Origin of the sequence: Pseudomonas marginalis (assembly GCF_900105325.1) — a bacterium.
Lineage (GTDB): Bacteria > Pseudomonadota > Gammaproteobacteria > Pseudomonadales > Pseudomonadaceae > Aquipseudomonas > Aquipseudomonas marginalis.
The window spans coordinates 2,811,582-2,830,168 of sequence record NZ_FNSU01000003.1 but is presented as its reverse complement, the minus strand read 5'-3'; the positions used below and the strand labels follow the sequence as shown (position 1 = coordinate 2,830,168).

The window sequence follows — 18,587 nt, the reverse complement described above, 5'->3', positions numbered from 1 at the left end:
GAATACATGCGCTTCGCTTGAGTTCTCATTGGGCAGGTGCACGGGTGCAGTTGTTGCGTATTATTTCTGACTGATAGGCATGAAAACGTTGGCGCCTTGAAAGTAAAGTGCAGGGCGGGTTCACATAGACGTTGCCCAACGACCGTTCAGTCGGGATAATCCCTCGCACTGGGTAAATCGTATCGCCATGTATTCGTGGCCCTGCGCAGCCCTCCCTATTCCGACCTTTGCAGACCTCTTCCTCATGCACAAAGAACCCCGTAAGGTCCGTGAGTTTCGCCGCCGTGAGCAGGAAATTCTCGACACCGCACTCAAGTTGTTCCTCGAACAAGGCGAAGACAGCGTCACCGTCGAGATGATCGCGGATGCCGTGGGTATCGGCAAAGGCACGATCTACAAGCACTTCAAGTCCAAGGCCGAGATCTACCTGCGCCTGATGCTCGACTACGAGCGCGACTTGAACGAGCTGCTGCATTCGGCCGATGTCGACAAGGACAAGGAAGCGCTGTCCCGCGCCTACTTCGAGTTCCGCATGCGCGACCCGCAGCGCTACCGCCTGTTCGACCGCCTGGAAGAGAAGGTGGTCAAGGGCCATCAAGTGCCGGAGATGGTCGAGGAGCTGCACAAGATCCGCGCCTCGAACTTCGAGCGCCTGACCCTGCTGATCAAGGGCCGCATCAGCGAAGGCAAGCTTGAAGACGTACCGCCGTATTTCCACTACTGCGCCGCCTGGGCCTTGGTGCACGGCGCCGTGGCGCTGTACCACTCGCCGTTCTGGAGCAATGTGCTGGAAGACCAGGAAGGTTTCTTCCAGTTCCTGATGGATATCGGTGTGCGCATGGGCAACAAGCGCAAGCACAGCTCCGAGCCGGCACTGGTTGAAGCGGCCCCCGTCGAAACCCCGGCCACGTAATGATTTGCTGCCAGGCGCAGTAACCCAGGAATATACTCAGGCAAGGATATTGCTAAAAGCTGATTTATCAGTCAGTTTTTAGCACGCCCGAATCATCCTCTGCCGGAGTGATCCATGATCGTTGATCGTCAAGGCAGGCGTTTTCGCAATTTGCGGATCAGCCTGACCTCAGCCTGCAATTACGCGTGTACCTACTGCGTGCCGAACGGCAAGCGGCTGGTGGCTGCCCAGGACGAACTCTCGGCCGAGGCCATGGCCCGTGGCGTGGCCTACCTGATCGAGGCGGCGGGCATCGAGCGCTTGCGCATCACCGGTGGCGAGCCGCTGGTCAGCCCCAAGCTGGAAGCCTTCATGGGCGCCGTGGGCGGCATGGGCCTCAGCGACATCAGCCTGACCACCAACGGCCAGTTGCTGGCGCGCAAACTGCCGCTGCTGGTGGATGCGGGGATTCGGCGTATCAACGTCTCCCTCGATACCCTGGATGCCGGCGCCTTTCGCAGCATCGCCCGTGGCGGCGACCTGGCGACCGTGCTCGATGGCATGGACCAGGCGCGTGCTGCCGGGATCAAGATCAAGGTCAACATGGTGCCGTTGCGCGGCCAGAACCTCGACCAGGTGATGCCGCTGCTCGACTACTGTCTGGAGCGTGGCTACGAGCTGCGTTTTATCGAGTTGATGCGCATGGGCCACCTGGCCAAGGACTCCAATGCATTCCTGCAGCAGTTCGTCAGCCTGCAACAGCTGCTCGGCCTGATCGGCGAACACCACGAATACCTGCAAGCCAACGCTCCCGTGGATGCCACGGCGGTACGCTACGAAGTGCCGGGCAAAGGCTTCTTCGGCGTGATCGCCAACGAAAGCGTACCGTTCTGCCGCACCTGTTCACGGCTGCGCTTGTCGTCGACCGGCTGGCTGCATGGCTGCCTGTCGTCGAGCAACCGTCACTATGTCGGCGACCTGTTGGACAAGCCTCGCCACCAGGCGCTGCCGGCCCTGCAAGGCCTGCTGATGAAGGCCTTGGGCGATAAGCAGGAAGTGGCCTTCTCCGGCGGTGCGACGATCATGAAGATCATTGGCGGATAATGCTTTCCCAAGATTAAACATCATCCAATGTGGGAGGGAGCAAGCCCCCTCCCACATTTAGTTCTGCGTTGTTTCCAAATGGCGCGGATTCTGCATCTCGTGTCCATTCGCCGGTTTTCCGTCACCGGCTTCTGGAGGATTAGGATGCGTAGTCTGGTTTTGTTGCTGGCGTCGTTGACGCTGAGTGGTTGCATGACCGTCAGCGATATGGCCGAAGGCACCCGTTATCAGATGAGCGACGCCGGGTTGCTGGACCACAGCGACACTCGTCGTACCGCCTCGGTGCGCATACAGCCGGATTCCTTTGTATTTATCGCCCAGGGTGCATTTGTACCGCCCGGCAGCGCCTACCCGCGGCCGAATGTGGTGGCCGAGGAAGCCTTCAACGGTTTCGTCGAATACTTCCCCATGGTGCGTCGTGCTCGTCAGCCGGAAGGCCTGGAGCAGGCGATGGCCGAGGCCCGTGCGGCGGGTGCCCACTACCTGCTGTACTGCCGTTTCGCCAAGGCCGATGACCGTATCGGCAACGCCGACGAATGGGCTGATCAAGAGGCGCTGGACCGGCTTGGCCTGGACAACGGGGTAATCCAGATCATGTTGATCGAGACCAGCACCCAGTATTTGATTGATACTGCACGTATTCGCAGTCGTGGCGGTTTACTGACGTTCCACGACAACAAGCCAGAAGACCTGATTGCCCGCCCCTTGGCGCAGTACGCCCGAGGCCTGTTGGGCATGGGCGATCAGTAACACCAAGGAGAACACCATGACCGATTCCGCCAAGGCCAACGATCTGTTGGCTCAGTTGCCCAAGGGCAAGGGACCGGCGCCGGTGCATCTGTGGAACCCGGATTTCTGCGGCAACATCGACATGCGCATCGCCCGTGACGGCACCTGGTTCTACCAGGGCACGCCGATCGGGCGTAAGCCGATGGTCAAATTGTTTTCTAATATCATCCGCCGAGATGGCGATGATTACTTCCTGATCACCCCAGTGGAAAAAGTCGGTATCACCGTCGATGATGCGCCCTTTGTCGCGGTTACTCTCGACGTCGAAGGGCAGGGCGAAAGCCAGGTGCTGCGTTTCACCACCAACGTCGACGAGCAGGTTGCAGCCGATATTGAGCATCCACTGCGGGTGGTGATCGATCCCGTCACCCAGGAACCGTCCCCCTATCTGCGCGTGCGTACCAACCTCGAAGCCCTGGTGCATCGCAATGTGTTCTACCAATTGGTGGAGTTGGCAGTGAGTCGCCCGATCAATGGTCAGAACTGGCTTGGCGTATGGAGCGGCGGCGAGTTTTTCCGTATTGGCCTGGAGCCGTGAGACCGGTTTTTTCATCTCCCTGAAATAATTCGCTTGCTGCAAATGGCCGCTTTCGGTTATCAATTTGTACATGATTAGACATGTCCGATTTGATAAGAAAAAACGCGTCGTCGACGAGCTCATCCGCCGTATCGAGGGAGGGGTGATGGCCGACGGTTTCCTGTTGCCGGGCGAGCATCAACTGGCTGAAGAGTTTGCGGTCAGCCGGGGCACGCTGCGTGAAGCCCTCGCCGAACTCAAAAGGCGCAATTACATCGCGACCCAGAGCGGCGTGGGCTCCATCGTCACATTTGATGGCATGGCGCTGGATCAAACCAGCGGTTGGGCCCAGGCCCTGGCGGACACCGGGGCCCTGGTGACCACCGATATTCTGCGCCTGGAAGCGGTGACGCGCGCCGATCTGTTCAGTCGCTTCGGCACCGACCAATTTATCGCCCTCGACCGCCGTCGCCGCACGACTGATGGCACGGCCGTTTCCCTTGAGCGCTCGCTGATGCCCGCGTCCGGTGGCCTGGAAAGCCTGCCGCGCGTTGGGCTGATCGATAATTCCCTGACCATCACCCTGGCAGCCTACGGTTACGTCGGTGCCGAAGGTGACCAATGGATCGGCGCCGAGCCCCTCAGCGATGAAGACGCCGAGTTGCTTGGCCGCCCGGTGGGCACGGTGTTCCTCAAGGCCTCGCGCACCACCTACGATCGCCGCGAGCGCTTCATGGAGTACGTCGAAAGCCTGCTCGACCCTCTGCACTTTCGCCTGCACCTGCAGTTTGGATCTTCAAAATGACCCCCAATACCCGCGCCCTCGGCGCTTTCTACGGCCTGGCGTTGGGCGATGCCCTGGGCATGCCCACCCAATCCCTGAGCCGTGAGCAAGTGCAACAGCGCTTTGGTGCCATTACCGGCCTGGAAAATGCCGACGCCGACCAACCCATCGCGCCCAATATGCCGGCGGGCTCCATCACCGATGACACCGAGCAAGCGATCCTGGTCGGTGAGCTGCTGGTCGAGGGCCGAGGCAAGATCGACCCCGCCGTGCTCGCCCGGCGCCTGATCGATTGGGAAGCGGTGATGCGCGCCAAGGGCTCCCAGGATCTGCTCGGCCCGTCGACCAAGCGTGCAATCGATATGATCCTCAACGGCCATACCCCGGAAGAATCCGGGCGCTACGGCACCACCAATGGCGCCGCCATGCGCATCACCCCAGTGGGAATCGCCGCCGATGTCAGCGACCCGGCGCGATTTATCCAGGCGGTGATCCAGGCCTGCCAGGTCACCCACAACACCAACCTGGGCATCTCCAGCGCCGCGGCAGTGGCGGCGGTGGTGTCCGCGGGCATCAACGGTGTGGACTTGGGTGAAGCCTTGAATATCGGCACCCAGGTGGCTCAACAGGCGGAAGGCCATGGCCATTGGATTGCCGGCGGGCGCATCTCCACCCGGATCAGTTGGGCGCGCACCCTGAGCGTCGGCAGCGGCGACACAGCCCTGTTCGCCGACCTCCTGTATGAATTGATCGGCACCTCCGTCGCCTCCCAGGAATCGGTGGTGGTGTCGTTTGCCCTCGCCCAGCAAGTGGCGGTGGGGGCCATGAACGCGTTCGAAGCCCTGTGCCTGGCTGCCAGCCTGGGCGGCGATACCGACACGATTGCCGCGATGCTCGGCGCGATGCTCGGTGCCTGCCTCGGCCTGCAGTGCTGGCCCGAATCGATGATCAAACAGGTCAAGCAGGTCAACGGCCTCGATCTGCAGCCGCTGGTTCAAGGCTTGCTCGCATTGCGCTGAGTCAGGAAGACCGCGTATCCGCCACAACCACAACAATACAGGCACCAGGAGCACCACTCATGAGCAGCACTTCTTCCGGCCAAAGCGCCGGGCAATTGGAAACCCGCGGTATCGAACCGGTCCCTGAAGGCGAGTGCAACGGCCATCCACTGCAACTGTTCTGGGTGTGGTTCGCCGCCAATATCAGCATCCTCGGCCTGCCCCTCGGCGCCACCCTCGTGGCGTTTCGCGGCCTGGCCATCTGGCAGGCGATCATCGTCGCGATCCTAGGTGCTGCCGGCTCGTTCGCCGTGGTGGGCATCATCTCCATCGCCGGCCGTCGCGGTCGTGCCCCCAGCCTGACCTTGTCCCGCGCCATCTTCGGCGTGCGCGGCAATATCGGCCCGACGCTGGTGTCGTTGATGTCGCGCCTGGGCTGGGAAACCGTCAACACCACCACGGCGGCCTTCGTGTTGCTGTCGTTGTGTTCAATTCTGTTCGGCTCTGCGGTGGAGGCGAAAAGCGCACCGGTCCTCACCCTGATCTTCATCGGCATGTTCGTGTTGCTGACCTTGGCCGTATCGGGCCTGGGCCACGCCACCTTGCTGGTGATCCAGAAGTGGGCCACCTACGTGTTCGGCGCGTTGAATATCCTGGTGGGCGGTTTCCTCTGCGCCACCATCGACTGGAGTGCGGTGTTCAACGCCACCCCGGCTCCCCTGAGCGCGATGATCATCGGCATCGGCACCATGGCCGCCGGTACCGGTATCGGCTGGGCCAACGCCGGTGCCGACATGTCGCGCTACCAGCACCGCAGCGTCACGGCCGTGCGCCTGGTGGCGTCGGCGGCATTTGGTGCGGGCATTCCGCTGGTGTTGCTGATTACCCTCGGCGGCCTGCTGTCGGTCGGCAACAACGACCTGGCCGCGGCCACTGACCCGATCATCGCGATCCGCGACATGCTGCCCACCTGGATGGCGGTGCCGTACCTGATCACCGCGTTTGGCGGGCTGCTGCTGTCGAACAACCTGTCGGTGTATTCGGCCGGCCTCACCACCTTGACCCTTGGCCTGAAGGTCAAGCGCGTGCATGCGGTGATCGTCGACATCGTGGCGATCTTCGCCGGTTCCATCTACTTCATGCTGATCGCCGACAGTTTCTACGGCCCGTTCATCACCTTCATCTCGTTGCTGGCGGTGCCGATCACCGCGTGGGTGGGGATCTTTGTGGTCGACCTGATCCATCGTCACTACTACAGCCCCAAGGACCTGCTGGACGTGAGCCCAAGCAGCGCCTACTGGTATCGCGGCGGTGTGGAATGGCGTGCCTTCGGCGCCTGGGCCGTGGCCATCGTGCTGGGTTTCAGCTTCACCACCATTGGCACCACTGCCGAGAACATCTGGTTCGCCGGGCCGTTGTCCGACTCCTGGCTGGGCCACAATGGCCTGGGCTGGATCGTCACTTTCCTGGTTGCCGGTGGGATTTATGCGGTACTGGGCGGCGCGGCTGACCGTCGTCCGGCGTTGGTAGAGAGCCCTAATGTCTAGATTGCTGCACACCGGCCAGGTCATCGTTGACCTGGTCATGGCCCTCGACACCTTGCCTGCGACCGGCGGCGACGTGCTGGCCAAGTCCGCCAGCTTCGAAGCCGGCGGGGGCTTCAACGTGATGGCGGCGGCGCGGCGCAATGGCTTGCCGGTGGTCTATCTGGGCCGTCACGGCACTGGCCGCTTCGGCGACCTGGCCCGCGCAGCGATGCAGGCCGAGGGCATTGACATGGCCCTGGCGGCCAGCAGCGCAAAGGACACTGGCTTGTGCGTGTCCCTGACCGAAGCCACTACCGAGCGCACGTTCATTTCCCATATCGGCGTCGAGGGTGAACTCAGCCAGGAGGATTTGACCACCGTCGTACCGCGTGTCGACGACTACGTCTACGTCAGTGGCTACAGCCTGCTCCTGGAAGGCAAGGCCCAGGCGCTGATCGACTGGCTGCTGGCACTGCCCCGGGAAGTCGTGGTGGTGTTCGATCCGGGGCCGCTGGTCAAAGCGCCGGATTCGGCCTTGATGCGTGCGCTGTTGCCACGTATCGATATCTGGACCAGCAATGGTCCTGAAGCCTTGGCGTTCACCGGTGCGGCGGACATCGCTGCCGCGTTGCCGGCGCTCAGCCAGCACCTGCGCGCCGAGACGCTATTGGTGGTGCGTGACGGACCGAATGGCTGTTGGGTGGGGCGTGCGGGTCAGATCGAGCATGTGCCTGGCTTCAAGGTACAGGCGGTCGACAGCAATGGCGCGGGGGATGCGCATGCGGGGGTGTTTATTGCGGGTTTGGCGGATGGTTTGAAACCTGCTGAGGCGGCGCGGCGGGCGAATGCAGCGGCGGCCCTGGCGGTGACGCGTTGGGGGCCGGCAACTTCCCCGGGCACCGCCGAAGTCGACGCATTACTTACGGACTGAAGATAGGCCCAAGCATGTGAGAGGAAGGTTTACTCCCTCCCACATTGGGTTTTGCATGAGGGCTACTGGCGCGTTGCACCTTCGAGCTTGCGCGCTTCATCCACACCTGACGCCGTCAACTTGATCGGCAGATTCAGCGAGTATTCACCGGCGTCGTCGGTGGTCACATGCCCATCCTTGATCAACCCGCGGTCCTGCAGAAATGCCAACGCACTGGCGACCACTTTCTCTCCGCGGTAGTTATCCAGCACCTCCTTGCCCAGCCCCTGGGGATGAGCGTGCAGCAGGCGGGTGAGGACTTCTTTTTCAAGGTCTTTATCGACGTTCATGCGTACCTCTTCATTGGGGAATGATCGGGTGTTGCGATTGTGTGAAGCGTTAAGGCGCAGGCTGTTTCGGCGCGCCCGGCAGGTTCGAGTCATCGCCTTTATTGATCTTCGGCTCATTCACCGAAGGACCCATTTTGCCGTTGCCGACGGCAGCGGGAGCCTGGCGTTGGGTATCGTGGCCCTGGGTATGCGGGTCGGCACCATTGGTGTTATCGATGACCGCGCCGCCGTTGGTGTCCAGGCCGGTGCCCATGGATTTCTGCGATTCGGTGGTGGCGTCCGGGTTGGTAGGACCGGTGGACGACGTGGCAGCGAAACCACTCAGCGAAACCGAAGACAACAGGCCGGCAAATGCGAGGGCGGCAAACTTGGAATGCTTCATGAGGGTGTCTCCATATGATTGATGTCCTTACCCTCTATTGGTCAGTTGTGCCTTGATGATCGTGCCTGGGTGGCGACGAACGGTGCCGTGGCACCTGTAAGATTTTGTGTGTCGGCTGCCGGGTTCCCCATAAATTGCACTGCAATCAGTCATCAAAGCGCCTTAGTATGTGTGCTTTGAAATTGCCAAGGCTCGCCCATGACCATCGAGATTCGCCCCGCCGTGCCCAGCGATGCTGCGCAGATCCTGACTTTCATCACCGAACTCGCCGAGTACGAGAAAGCCCGGCATGAAGTGATCGCCAGCGTGGTGGACATCCAGCGCAGCCTGTTCAGCGAGGGCGCCACGGCCCATGGCCTGATCTGCTCGCGGGATGGTTTGCCGATTGGGTTTGCGGTGTTCTTTTTCAGCTATTCCACGTGGCTGGGCAGCAACTGCCTGTACCTGGAAGACTTGTATATCAACCCGGAACAGCGTGGCGGCGGGGCGGGCAAGAAGTTGTTGCGTCATTTGGCGAAGATTGCCTTTGATAACGGTTGCGCGCGCTTCGAGTGGAGCGTGCTGGACTGGAACGAGCCGGCGATTGCCTTTTACAAATCCATCGGTGCCCAGCCGCAGGAAGAGTGGGTGCGCTATCGCATGGAAGGTGATGCGCTGCGGGATTTTGCTCTCGGCTGAAGCCACCTTCTTGAACACACTGTAGATCCAATGTGGGAGGGGGCTTGCTCCCGATAGCGGTGAATCAGTCAGCCTTTCTGTGGCTGACGTGCCGCTATCGGGAGCAAGCCCCCTCCCACATTATTTTTTGATTTTGCTCACTATGTGGGATGCAAATTTATATATTGAGATGTTTCAAATGATGGGTTTATAGTCGTCTGCATCAGCACTCACTGCCAAAAATAAAACAGGTGACGCGATGCAGGCCCAACCGTTGTCATTACCCGCCGTGCCCGATCCAACCTACGGCGAGCGCCTGAAGAACAAGGTGGTGATCATCACCGGCGCCGCTCAGGGCATTGGTGAGGCGATCGTCGCGTGTTTCCAGGCCCAGCAGGCGCGCCTGGTGATCGCCGATATCCAGGGCGAAAAGGTCGAGAAAGTCGCTGCCCACTGGCGCGAACGCGGCGCCGAGATCTACGCCCAACCCGTCGATATCACCTCCAAAGCGCAATGGCTGGCGTTGGTCAATGTGGCCATTGAGCGCTTCGGCCGGGTGGATGTGCTGGTCAATTGCGCCGGGGTCAACGTGTTCCGCGACCCGCTGGAGATGAGCGACGAAGACTGGCGCCGTTGCTTCGCCATCGACCTCGACGGCGCCTGGTACGGCTGCCGCACGGTGCTGCCACACATGATCGAGCAGGGCATCGGCAACATCATCAATATCGCCTCCACCCATTCCAGCCACATCATTCCCGGCTGCTTCCCTTACCCCGTGGCCAAGCACGGCCTGCTCGGCCTTACCCGCGCCCTTGGCATCGAATACGCGCCCAAGGGCATCCGCGTGAATGCCATCGCCCCGGGCTATATCGAGACCCAGCTCAACGTCGACTACTGGAACGGTTTCCCCGACCCCCACGCCGAACGCCAGCGTGCGTTCGACCTGCACCCGCCCAAGCGCATCGGCCAGCCCATCGAGGTGGCGATGACGGCGCTGTTCCTGGCGACCGACGAGGCGCCCTTTATCAATGCCACCTGCCTGATGATCGATGGCGGGCGGTCGGTGATGTACCACGACTAGAACTTGCCACTCCCAATAACAACAAGAGGTGCCGTTCATGAAAAAAGCAATACGCGTACTGGCAGCTGCCGCCGTGCTCAGCGGCCTCAGTACTTTCGCATTTGCCGAGGAAGTGAAGATCGGCTTCCTGGTCAAACAGGCCGAGGAACCGTGGTTCCAGACCGAATGGGCCTTTGCCGAAAAAGCCGGCAAGGAACATGGCTTTACCGTGATCAAGATCGCCGTGCCCGATGGCGAGAAAACCCTCTCGGCCATCGACAGCCTGGCCGCCAACGGCGCCAAGGGCTTTGTGATCTGCCCGCCGGATGTGTCCCTGGGCCCGGCCATCGTCGCCAAGGCCAAGGCCAACGGCCTGAAAGTGATTGCCGTGGATGATCGCTTTGTCGACGCCAAGGGCAACTTCATGGAAGACGTGCCGTACCTGGGCATGGCCGCGTTTGAAGTGGGCCAGAAACAAGGCGCGGCCATGGCCGCCGAGGCGAAAAAACGCGGTTGGGACTGGAAGGACACCTACGCGGTGATCAACACCTTCAATGAACTCGACACCGGCAAGAAACGCACCGACGGCTCGATCAAATCCCTGGAAGAAGCCGGCATTCCCAAGGACCACATCCTCACCGCCGCGCTGAAAACCCTCGACGTCCCCGGCAGCATGGACGCCACCAACTCGGCCCTGGTCAAGCTGCCCAGCGGCGCGAAAAACCTGATCATCGGCGGCATGAACGACAACACCGTGCTCGGCGGCGTGCGCGCCACTGAAAGCGCCGGTTTCGCCGCCGCCAATGTGATCGGCATCGGCATCAATGGCACCGACGCCATCGGCGAACTGAAGAAAGCCAACAGCGGCTTCTTCGGCTCCATGCTGCCAAGCCCGCACATCGAAGGCTACAACACCGCGCTGATGATGTACGAGTGGGTCACCAAGGGCACCGAGCCGCCTAAATACACGGCCATGGATGAAGTGACCCTGATCACCCGCGCCAACTTCCAGGAAGAACTGACCAAGATCGGGCTGTGGAAATGACGGCGGCGGCCCTGCGTTTTGACGCTATCGGCAAAACCTTTCCCGGGGTCAAGGCGCTGGACGGCATCAGCTTCACCGCCCAGCCGGGGCAGGTGCACGCCCTGATGGGCGAGAACGGTGCGGGCAAGTCGACGCTGCTGAAGATCCTCGGCGGCGCCTATATTCCCAGCAGCGGCTCGGTGCAGATCGGCGCGCAGACCATGGCGTTCAAGTGCGCCGCCGACAGCATCGCCAGCGGTGTGGCGGTGATTCACCAGGAGCTGCACCTGGTGCCGGAAATGACCGTCGCCGAAAACCTGTTCCTCGGGCATTTGCCCTCGCGCTTCGGCGTGGTCAACCGGGGCCTGTTGCGCAAGCAGGCCCTGGCTTGCCTCAAGGGCCTGGCGGATGAAATCGACCCCGAGGAAAAACTCGGGCGCCTGTCCCTGGGCCAGCGCCAACTGGTGGAAATTGCCAAGGCGCTGTCCCGTGGCGCCCATGTGATTGCCTTCGACGAACCGACCAGCAGCCTGTCGGCGCGGGAGATCGACCGCTTGATGGCGATCATTACGCGCCTGCGGGACGAGGGCAAAGTGGTGCTCTACGTGTCGCACCGCATGGAAGAGGTGTTCCGCATCTGCAACGCGGTCACGGTGTTCAAGGACGGCCGTTACGTGCGCACCTTCGACGACATGAGCGCGTTGACCCACGACCAGTTGGTGACCTGCATGGTCGGCCGCGACATCCAGGACATCTACGACTACCGCCCGCGCGAGCACGGTGAGGTGGCGCTCAAGGTCGACGGTTTGCTGGGTCCGGGTTTGCGTGAGCCGGTCAGTTTTGAGGTGCGCAAGGGCGAGATTCTCGGTCTGTTCGGCCTGGTGGGGGCAGGGCGCACGGAGTTGTTCCGTTTGCTCAGCGGCTTGGAACGCGCCAGCGCCGGCAGCCTGGAGCTCTGCGGTGAAGCACTGACACTGCGCTCACCGCGTGATGCCATCGCCGCCGGTGTACTGCTGTGCCCCGAGGACCGCAAGAAGGAGGGCATCCTCCCGCTCGCAAGCGTCGCCGAGAACATCAACATCAGTGCCCGTGGCGCCCATGCGTCGTTTGGCTGGCTGTTGCGCGACGGTTGGGAAAAGGGCAACGCCGACCAGCAGATCAAGGCGATGAAAGTCAAAACGCCTAACGCTGAACAGAAAATCATGTACCTGTCCGGCGGCAACCAGCAGAAAGCCATTCTTGGCCGCTGGCTGTCGATGCCGATGAAGGTGCTGCTGCTCGACGAACCGACTCGCGGCATCGACATCGGCGCCAAGTCGGAGATCTACCAGATCATTCATAACCTGGCGGCCCAGGGCATTGCGGTGATCGTGGTGTCCAGCGACCTCATGGAAGTGATGGGCATCTCCGATCGCATCCTGGTGATGAGCGAAGGCGCGCTGACCGGCGAACTGAGCCGCGATCAAGCGGATGAAGCACGCCTGCTGCAACTGGCACTCCCGCGTTCGCGGGCTTGAAGAATAAGAGGGTGTAGGCATGTCTCAGGTAAAAACTGCAAAGGGCTTCTGGCCGGGCTTCAACCAGCGCAAGTTTCTCGATGACTGGGTGATGCTGTTGGCGGCATTGGGCATCTTTGTGCTCAGCGCGTTGTTTATCGACAACTTCCTCTCGCCGCTGAACATGCGCGGCCTGGGCCTGGCGATTTCCACCGTGGGCATCGCCGCCTGCACCATGCTGTTCTGCCTGGCGTCGGGGCACTTCGACCTGTCGGTGGGCTCGGTGATTGCCTGCGCCGGTGTGGTGGCGGGGATCGTGATTCGCGACACCGACAGCGTGGCGCTCGGTGTATCCGCTGCATTAGCCATGGGTTTGGTGGTAGGGCTGATCAACGGCATTGTCATCGCCAAGCTGCGTATCAATGCGTTGATCGCGACGTTGGCGACCATGCAGATCGTGCGCGGCCTGGCCTACATCTTCTCCAACGGCAAGGCGGTGGGGGTGATGAACGAGGATTTCTTTGTGTTCGGCAACGGCCAACTGTTGGGCGTGCCGGTGCCGATCATCATCACCGTGCTGTGCTTTGTGTTTTTTGGCTGGCTGTTGAACTACACCACCTATGGGCGCAACACCATGGCGATCGGGGGGAACCAGGAAGCCGCGTTGCTCGCGGGGGTGAACGTTGATCGCACCAAGATCATCATCTTTGCCGTGCACGGCCTGATCGGCGCGCTGGCCGGGGTGATCCTCGCCTCGCGCATGACCTCGGGCCAGCCGATGATCGGCCAGGGGTTCGAGCTGACGGTGATTTCCGCCTGCGTGCTGGGTGGGGTGTCGTTGAGCGGCGGCATCGGCATGATCCGCCATGTGATTGCCGGGGTGCTGATCCTGGCGATCATCGAGAACGCGATGAACCTGAAGAATATCGACACCTTCTACCAGTACGTGATTCGTGGCTCGATCCTGTTGCTGGCGGTCATCATCGACCGCATGAAGCAGCGCTAGATCGAACACCTCCCACCTTTGGATCGCCACTGTATTGAGGGGCGGTATTTGCCATAATGCCCCCGCTTTCATACCTATAGGCCCGATATGCAGGAAAACGCCCACACCCCCGTCAAAGACGCAGCCCCCACCGGCACCCAGACCCTGCTGCGTGGCCTGGGCGTCGTGCAGGCGGTGGCGGCCGGTGCGCGGGATCTGAAAGAGATCGCCAGGCGCATCGGCACCACCCGCAGCACCACCCACCGCCTGGCCAGTTGCCTGGTGGAAGAGCGTTACCTGCGCGTGGTGCCGCAAGTCGGCTACCTGTTGGGGCCGAAGTTGATCGAGCTGGGATTTCAGGCCCGCGAAGAGCTGCCGCTGGTGACCCTGGCGGTGCCGTACCTGGATGAGCTGTCGGCATTGACCGGCGACACCATCCACCTGGCCATTCGCGAATACGACGACGTGCTCTACCTGCACAAGAACCCTGGCCGCAACGGTCCGGAAATGCGCTCGCGGGTCGGCCATCGCATGCCGTTGGCGCGCACGGGCGTGGGCAAGGCGATGCTGCTGGATGACTCGGTGCAAGAGTGGCAGCGTTTGTACGAGACCAGCCTGCCGGCGGGTGGGAAAAACCTGCAATGGCCGCAGCATCCAGAACAATCCTGGGCGCAGTTCGAGCAGCGCATGCGTGAGTATGTGGTGGGCGGGTATGCGTTCGACCTGGAAGACAACGAACCGTCGATCCGGTGCGTGGCGGCACCGGTGCGCGATGCCAGCCGGCGAATCGTCGCCGGCATCAGCATCGCCAGTACCGTGCCCTACATGCCGCTGGAGAAAATGGCCGAGCTGATCCCTGTGATCAAACAGGTCGCAGCGCGGCTGTCAGCGGAGTTGGGTGCGAAGGCCTGATCAGCCCCGTAGCGTGAAGGCCCTCCCACCCATAGTATGAAGGCCCCCCGTAGCAGCTGCCGAGCGCAAGCGAGGCTGCGTTGCGGTGTGTCAGATACACCGCTGACGCAGCCTCGCTTGCGCTCGGCAGCTGCTACGGGTTTACGCGGTGTTGGTATCTACTGGGAGTGGGGTGAGGGCACTCAGGCCTTCAAGGTCGCCATGTCGATGACAAAGCGGTACTTCACATCACCGGCGATCATGCGGGTATAGGCCTCATTGATCTGGCGGATGTCGAGCATTTCGATGTCGCAGGTGATGCCATGCTCGGCGCAGAAATCCAGGACTTCCTGGGTTTCGGCAATGCCACCGATCAGCGAACCTGCCAGCACTTTACGTCCCAATACCAGTTTGGCGGCGTTGACCGGTGGGTCCACGGGCTCGATCAGGCCAACCAGGATGTGCACGCCATCAAAGCGTAATACGTCGAGGTAGGGGTTCAGGTCGTGCTGCACCGGGATGGTGTCGAGCAGGAAGTCGAAGCTGCCGGCGGCGGCTTGCATCTGTTCGGCATCGGTGGACACGATCACATGGTCGGCACCCTGGCGGCGGCCTTCTTCAGCCTTGCTCGCCGAGCGGGTGAACAGTGTCACTTCCGCGCCCATGGCCTTGGCGAACTTGATGCCCATGTGGCCCAGGCCACCCATGCCGAGAATCCCGACCTTGTCGCCAGCCTTGACGCCGTAGTGCTTGAGCGGCGAATAGGTGGTGATGCCTGCGCACAGGATCGGCGCGGCGCTGGCCAGGTCGAGCTTGGCCGGGATCTTCACCACGAAGTGCTCGCTGACCACGATGCTGTCGGAGTAACCGCCCATGGTGTTGCTGCCATCGACGCGGTCCGGGGTGGCGTAGGTCATGGTCGGGCCTTCGAGGCAATATTGCTCGAGGTCCGATTTGCACGCTTCGCAGTGGCGGCACGAATCGACCATGCAGCCGACGCCGACGAGGTCGCCGACTTTATGCGCGGTCACGCGGGCGCCGACGGCGGTGACCTTGCCGACGATCTCGTGGCCCGGCATCAGCGGGTACACGGCGATGCCCCATTCGTTGCGCGCCTGGTGGATGTCGGAGTGGCACACGCCGCAGTAGAGAATCTCGATGGCCACGTCATCGGCGCGCGGGCTGCGGCGTTCAAACGACATGGGGGCGAGGGGAGTGGTGGCCGACTGGGCGGCGTAACCGATGGCGGTATACATGGCGAAAACCTCGCAAAAGCAGGGACAGATGAGGCGGGCCATTTTCCGCGTCACCCCCTGATGCGGCCATGGCGATTGCTCCGAGTCTCATGCCTAAAGCTCCGGAGGAGCCGCTAAAAGCAGCAAGCTACAAGTCGCAAGCTATAAACTGCGTGCTCTCTTGCAGCTTGAGGCTTGAAGCTTGCTGATGCTCAGATCTGAAAACTCCCGAGAACTGCTTTTATGCTATTGACCCGCCATGTTGATGCCAACGCCACGCTGGTTGCCCTGATCGAGGGGCTGACGTCCCGCGACGGTTTCTCCCCGACCCATCTGCCGGGTGTGCAAGTACTGCGCGCCAGTTGCGACGTAGCGCGCGGCCCGCAGATCTACGAGCCGAGCCTGATGTTCGTGGCCCAAGGCAGCAAGGTCGCCTACCTGGGCCCGCGTACGCTGGAGTATGGCGCCGGGCACTACTTGATCCAGGCGATGCCGGTGCCGTTCGAGTGCGAGACGTTCGCCATGGCGCCCGGTGCGCCGCTGCTGGGGGTGACCGTGGGCATCGACCGCGTGGTGCTGGGTGAGTTGGTGATGGCCATGGGCATGCAGGCCGGTCCGCCGCCGACCGCGCAAACCCTGGAGTCGATGAGTTCGGTGGTCCTGGATGACGCCATGCGCGGCTGCGTCGAGCGGCTGCTGCAGTGCCTGCACGATCCACTGGAAAGCCGGATCATGGGCCCGGCGCGGGTGCGGGAATTATTGTTCACCGCCTTGCGCGGTCCGCAGGCCGATGTGCTGCGCGCCTTGGTGGAACAGCAGGGGCAGTTTTCGCGGATCGCCACGTCGTTGAATCACCTGCATGCCCATTACGCCGAGCCGCTGAATATCGAGACGTTGGCGGGGTACGCGCATATGAGTGCGTCGACGTTTCACGAGCATTTCAAACGCTGCACGCTGTTGTCGCCGGTGCAGTACTTGAAGCGTTTGCGCTTGCTCAAGGCTCAGCAGTTGCTGCTGGTGGAGGGCATGGGCGTGGCGCAGGCGGCGCACAGCGTGGGGTACCAGAGTACGTCGCAGTTCAGTCGCGAGTACAAGCGCTACTTCGAGCGTAACCCTGGCGAAGAGCGGGCTGCCTAGTCATTTCAGGCAAGCCCCCTCCCACAGTTGACCGAGTTTGACTGCATAAAAAAGGCTCCCATTCGGGAGCCTCGCTTGGCTTACATATTCGGGTAAGTCGGCCCACCCGCACCTTCCGGTGTGACCCACGTGATGTTCTGCGAAGGGTCCTTGATGTCACAGGTCTTGCAGTGCACGCAGTTCTGGGCGTTGATCTGGAAGCGCTTCTCGCCGTCTTCCTGGGTGATCACTTCATACACGCCGGCCGGGCAGTAACGCTGCGCCGGTTCATCGTAGAGCGGCAGGTTGGTGCCGATCGGGATGCTTGGGTCTTTCAACTTCAAGTGGCACGGCTGCTCTTCTTCGTGGTTGGTACCGGAGATGAACACCGAGCTCAACTTGTCGAAGCTCAACTTGCCGTCGGGTTTCGGGTAGTCGATCTTCTTGCTGTCCTTGGCCAGCTTCAGGCAGGCGTAGTCCGGCTTGGTATCGTGCAGGGTGAACGGCATCTTGCCGCCGAGGATGTTCTGGTCGAACCAGTTGAAGCCGGCGCCGATGATCGGGCCGAACTTGTGCATCGCCGGGCCGAAGTTGCGGCTGGCGAACAGTTCTTCGTAGAGCCAGCTTGCCTTGAAGCTGTCGACATAGTTGGTCAGCTCATCGCCGCCTTCGGATTCGGCCAGCAGGCGTTCGGCCACGGCATCGGCAGCGAGCATGCCGGACTTCATCGCAGTGTGGCTGCCTTTGATCTTGGCCACGTTCATGGTGCCCAGGTCGCAGCCGATGAGCGCGCCGCCCTTGAACACCATCTTCGGCAACGAGTTGATACCGCCCTTGGCCAGGGCGCGTGCGCCGTAGCTGATGCGCTTGCCGCCTTCCAGGTACTGGGCCAGCACCGGGTGGTGCTTGAGGCGCTGGAACTCGTCGAACGGCGACAGGAAGGTGTTGCTGTAGGACAGGTCGACGATCAGGCCGACGACCACCTGGTTGTTTTCCAGGTGATAGAGGAACGAGCCACCGGTGTTCTCGTTGCTCATGATGTCCAGCGGCCAACCGGCGGTGTGCACCACCAGGCCTGGCTGATGCTTGGCCGGGTCGATTTCCCAGATTTCCTTGAGGCCGATGCCGTAGTGCTGGGCGTCGGCGTCGCTGTCCAGGTTGAAGCGCTGGATCAACTGCTTGCCGATATGCCCACGGCAGCCTTCGGCGAACAACGTGTACTTGCCACGCAGTTCCATGCCCGGGGTGTAGACGCCTTCTTTTGGCTGGCCTTCACGGTCGACGCCGAGGTCGCCGGTGATGATCCCGCGCACCACGCCGTTTTCATCGAACAGCGCTTCCTGGGCGGCGAAGCCGGGGTAGACTTCCACACCCAGGTTCTCGGCCTGCTGGGCCAGCCAGCGGCACAGGTTACCCAGGGAGATGATGTAGTTGCCTTCGTTGTGCATGGTCTTGGGCACAAAGAAGTCTGGCACCTTGGTGGAGGTGTCGGCGCTGCGCAGCACATAGATGTCATCGCGCACCACGGGGGTGTTGAGCGGGGCGCCGAGTTCCTTCCAGTCCGGGAACAGTTCGTTCAGGGCACGGGGCTCGAACACGGCACCGGAGAGGATGTGTGCGCCCACTTCGGAGCCTTTCTCGACCACGCAGACGCTGATTTCCTTACCGGCTTCGGCGGCCTTCTGCTTCAGTCGGCAGGCGGCAGACAGGCCCGCCGGGCCAGCGCCGACGATGACCACGTCGAATTCCATGTATTCGCGTTCCACAGGCTATCTCCTACTCAAGGCTCAACAGGCTTTTTTTCTAATGGGTGGAGGTTCGGTGTCGTGTCCGTCATCGCCGTGCGCAACGGCAGGGGATGACCCACCTGT

Annotated in this window: 19 protein-coding genes; 15 read left to right on the top strand and 4 right to left on the bottom strand. The window is 61.7% G+C overall.

All coding sequences use genetic code 11. From position 1 onward, the window contains the following. Positions 1-244 precede the first annotated feature (244 nt). From BLW22_RS22280 to BLW22_RS22245, 8 genes are all read left to right on the top strand, one after another. Positions 245-913: a TetR/AcrR family transcriptional regulator gene (locus tag BLW22_RS22280; RefSeq protein WP_027607814.1), complete on the top strand. Its 669-nt coding sequence runs from the start codon at positions 245-247 to the stop codon at positions 911-913. Between the two features lie 114 nt (positions 914-1,027). Further along, complete coding sequence (locus BLW22_RS22275) at positions 1,028-1,996, top strand: GTP 3',8-cyclase MoaA (protein ID WP_065926347.1); 969 nt, start codon at positions 1,028-1,030, stop codon at positions 1,994-1,996. A 144-nt stretch (positions 1,997-2,140) separates the two neighbouring features. Continuing rightward, positions 2,141-2,746: a DUF4823 domain-containing protein gene (locus BLW22_RS22270; RefSeq protein WP_027607816.1), complete on the top strand. Its 606-nt coding sequence runs from the start codon at positions 2,141-2,143 to the stop codon at positions 2,744-2,746. Positions 2,747-2,762: 16 nt separating this feature from the next. After that, positions 2,763-3,323, top strand: a complete 561-nt coding sequence (locus BLW22_RS22265; protein ID WP_065947752.1) for a DUF1285 domain-containing protein — start codon at positions 2,763-2,765, stop codon at positions 3,321-3,323. A 70-nt stretch (positions 3,324-3,393) separates the two neighbouring features. Further along, a complete protein-coding gene (locus BLW22_RS22260) occupies positions 3,394-4,107 on the top strand; it encodes a GntR family transcriptional regulator (RefSeq protein WP_051429403.1) in 714 nt (237 codons plus the stop codon). After that, the gene (locus BLW22_RS22255; RefSeq protein WP_065947751.1) at positions 4,104-5,105 is read left to right on the top strand and encodes an ADP-ribosylglycohydrolase family protein; all 1,002 of its coding nucleotides are present in this window, start codon (positions 4,104-4,106) and stop codon (positions 5,103-5,105) included. The genes BLW22_RS22260 and BLW22_RS22255 overlap by 4 nt, the downstream gene beginning before the upstream one ends. A 59-nt stretch (positions 5,106-5,164) precedes the next feature. Further along, on the top strand, positions 5,165-6,631 hold the full coding sequence (locus tag BLW22_RS22250; RefSeq protein WP_065926344.1) for a purine-cytosine permease family protein: 1,467 nt from the start codon (positions 5,165-5,167) through the stop codon (positions 6,629-6,631). Next, positions 6,624-7,541, top strand: coding sequence for a PfkB family carbohydrate kinase (locus BLW22_RS22245; RefSeq protein ID WP_074847482.1), 918 nt, complete (start codon positions 6,624-6,626; stop codon positions 7,539-7,541). Before BLW22_RS22250 ends, BLW22_RS22245 begins: the two co-directional genes overlap by 8 nt. Positions 7,542-7,603: 62 nt before the next feature. On the opposite strand, the gene BLW22_RS22240 is transcribed toward BLW22_RS22245, so the two are convergent. Both BLW22_RS22240 and BLW22_RS22235 read right to left on the bottom strand, forming a co-directional pair. After that, positions 7,604-7,870: a hypothetical protein gene (locus BLW22_RS22240; RefSeq protein WP_074847481.1), complete on the bottom strand. Its 267-nt coding sequence runs from the start codon at positions 7,868-7,870 to the stop codon at positions 7,604-7,606. 49 nt (positions 7,871-7,919) lie between these two features. Then, positions 7,920-8,252 (bottom strand): hypothetical protein, encoded by a 333-nt coding sequence (locus tag BLW22_RS22235; protein ID WP_027607823.1) that lies wholly within the window; start codon positions 8,250-8,252, stop codon positions 7,920-7,922. Positions 8,253-8,450: 198 nt separating this feature from the next. On the opposite strand from BLW22_RS22235, the gene BLW22_RS22230 reads away from it, so the two are divergent. The 6 genes from BLW22_RS22230 (at position 8,451) to BLW22_RS22205 (ending at position 14,386) form a co-directional block, all read left to right on the top strand. Further along, on the top strand, positions 8,451-8,930 hold the full coding sequence (locus BLW22_RS22230) for a GNAT family N-acetyltransferase (protein WP_027607824.1): 480 nt from the start codon (positions 8,451-8,453) through the stop codon (positions 8,928-8,930). 238 nt (positions 8,931-9,168) lie between these two features. Continuing rightward, entirely contained in the window at positions 9,169-9,990 is an 822-nt protein-coding gene (locus BLW22_RS22225; RefSeq protein ID WP_074847480.1) for an SDR family oxidoreductase, read from the top strand. Positions 9,991-10,027: 37 nt separating this feature from the next. Beyond that, positions 10,028-11,014 (top strand): substrate-binding domain-containing protein, encoded by a 987-nt coding sequence (locus tag BLW22_RS22220; RefSeq protein ID WP_065926341.1) that lies wholly within the window; start codon positions 10,028-10,030, stop codon positions 11,012-11,014. Continuing rightward, positions 11,011-12,510, top strand: coding sequence for an L-arabinose ABC transporter ATP-binding protein AraG (gene araG / locus BLW22_RS22215; protein ID WP_074847479.1), 1,500 nt, complete (start codon positions 11,011-11,013; stop codon positions 12,508-12,510). The genes BLW22_RS22220 and araG overlap by 4 nt, the downstream gene beginning before the upstream one ends. A gap of 19 nt (positions 12,511-12,529) precedes the next feature. Then, positions 12,530-13,495 (top strand): L-arabinose ABC transporter permease AraH, encoded by a 966-nt coding sequence (gene araH, locus BLW22_RS22210; RefSeq protein WP_065924819.1) that lies wholly within the window; start codon positions 12,530-12,532, stop codon positions 13,493-13,495. Between the two features lie 87 nt (positions 13,496-13,582). After that, complete coding sequence (locus tag BLW22_RS22205; RefSeq protein ID WP_027603627.1) at positions 13,583-14,386, top strand: IclR family transcriptional regulator; 804 nt, start codon at positions 13,583-13,585, stop codon at positions 14,384-14,386. A 182-nt stretch (positions 14,387-14,568) separates the two neighbouring features. Here the strand turns inward: BLW22_RS22205 and BLW22_RS22200 are convergent, their stop codons facing one another. Next, entirely contained in the window at positions 14,569-15,621 is a 1,053-nt protein-coding gene (locus tag BLW22_RS22200; RefSeq protein WP_065924818.1) for an NAD(P)-dependent alcohol dehydrogenase, read from the bottom strand. A 222-nt stretch (positions 15,622-15,843) separates the two neighbouring features. Here BLW22_RS22200 and BLW22_RS22195 point away from each other — a divergent pair, with 222 nt between their 5' ends. Further along, positions 15,844-16,737: an AraC family transcriptional regulator gene (locus BLW22_RS22195; protein WP_027603629.1), complete on the top strand. Its 894-nt coding sequence runs from the start codon at positions 15,844-15,846 to the stop codon at positions 16,735-16,737. A gap of 80 nt (positions 16,738-16,817) precedes the next feature. Here the strand turns inward: BLW22_RS22195 and BLW22_RS22190 are convergent, their stop codons facing one another. Next, complete coding sequence (locus BLW22_RS22190) at positions 16,818-18,482, bottom strand: electron transfer flavoprotein-ubiquinone oxidoreductase (RefSeq protein ID WP_027603630.1); 1,665 nt, start codon at positions 18,480-18,482, stop codon at positions 16,818-16,820. Positions 18,483-18,587 lie beyond the last annotated feature (105 nt).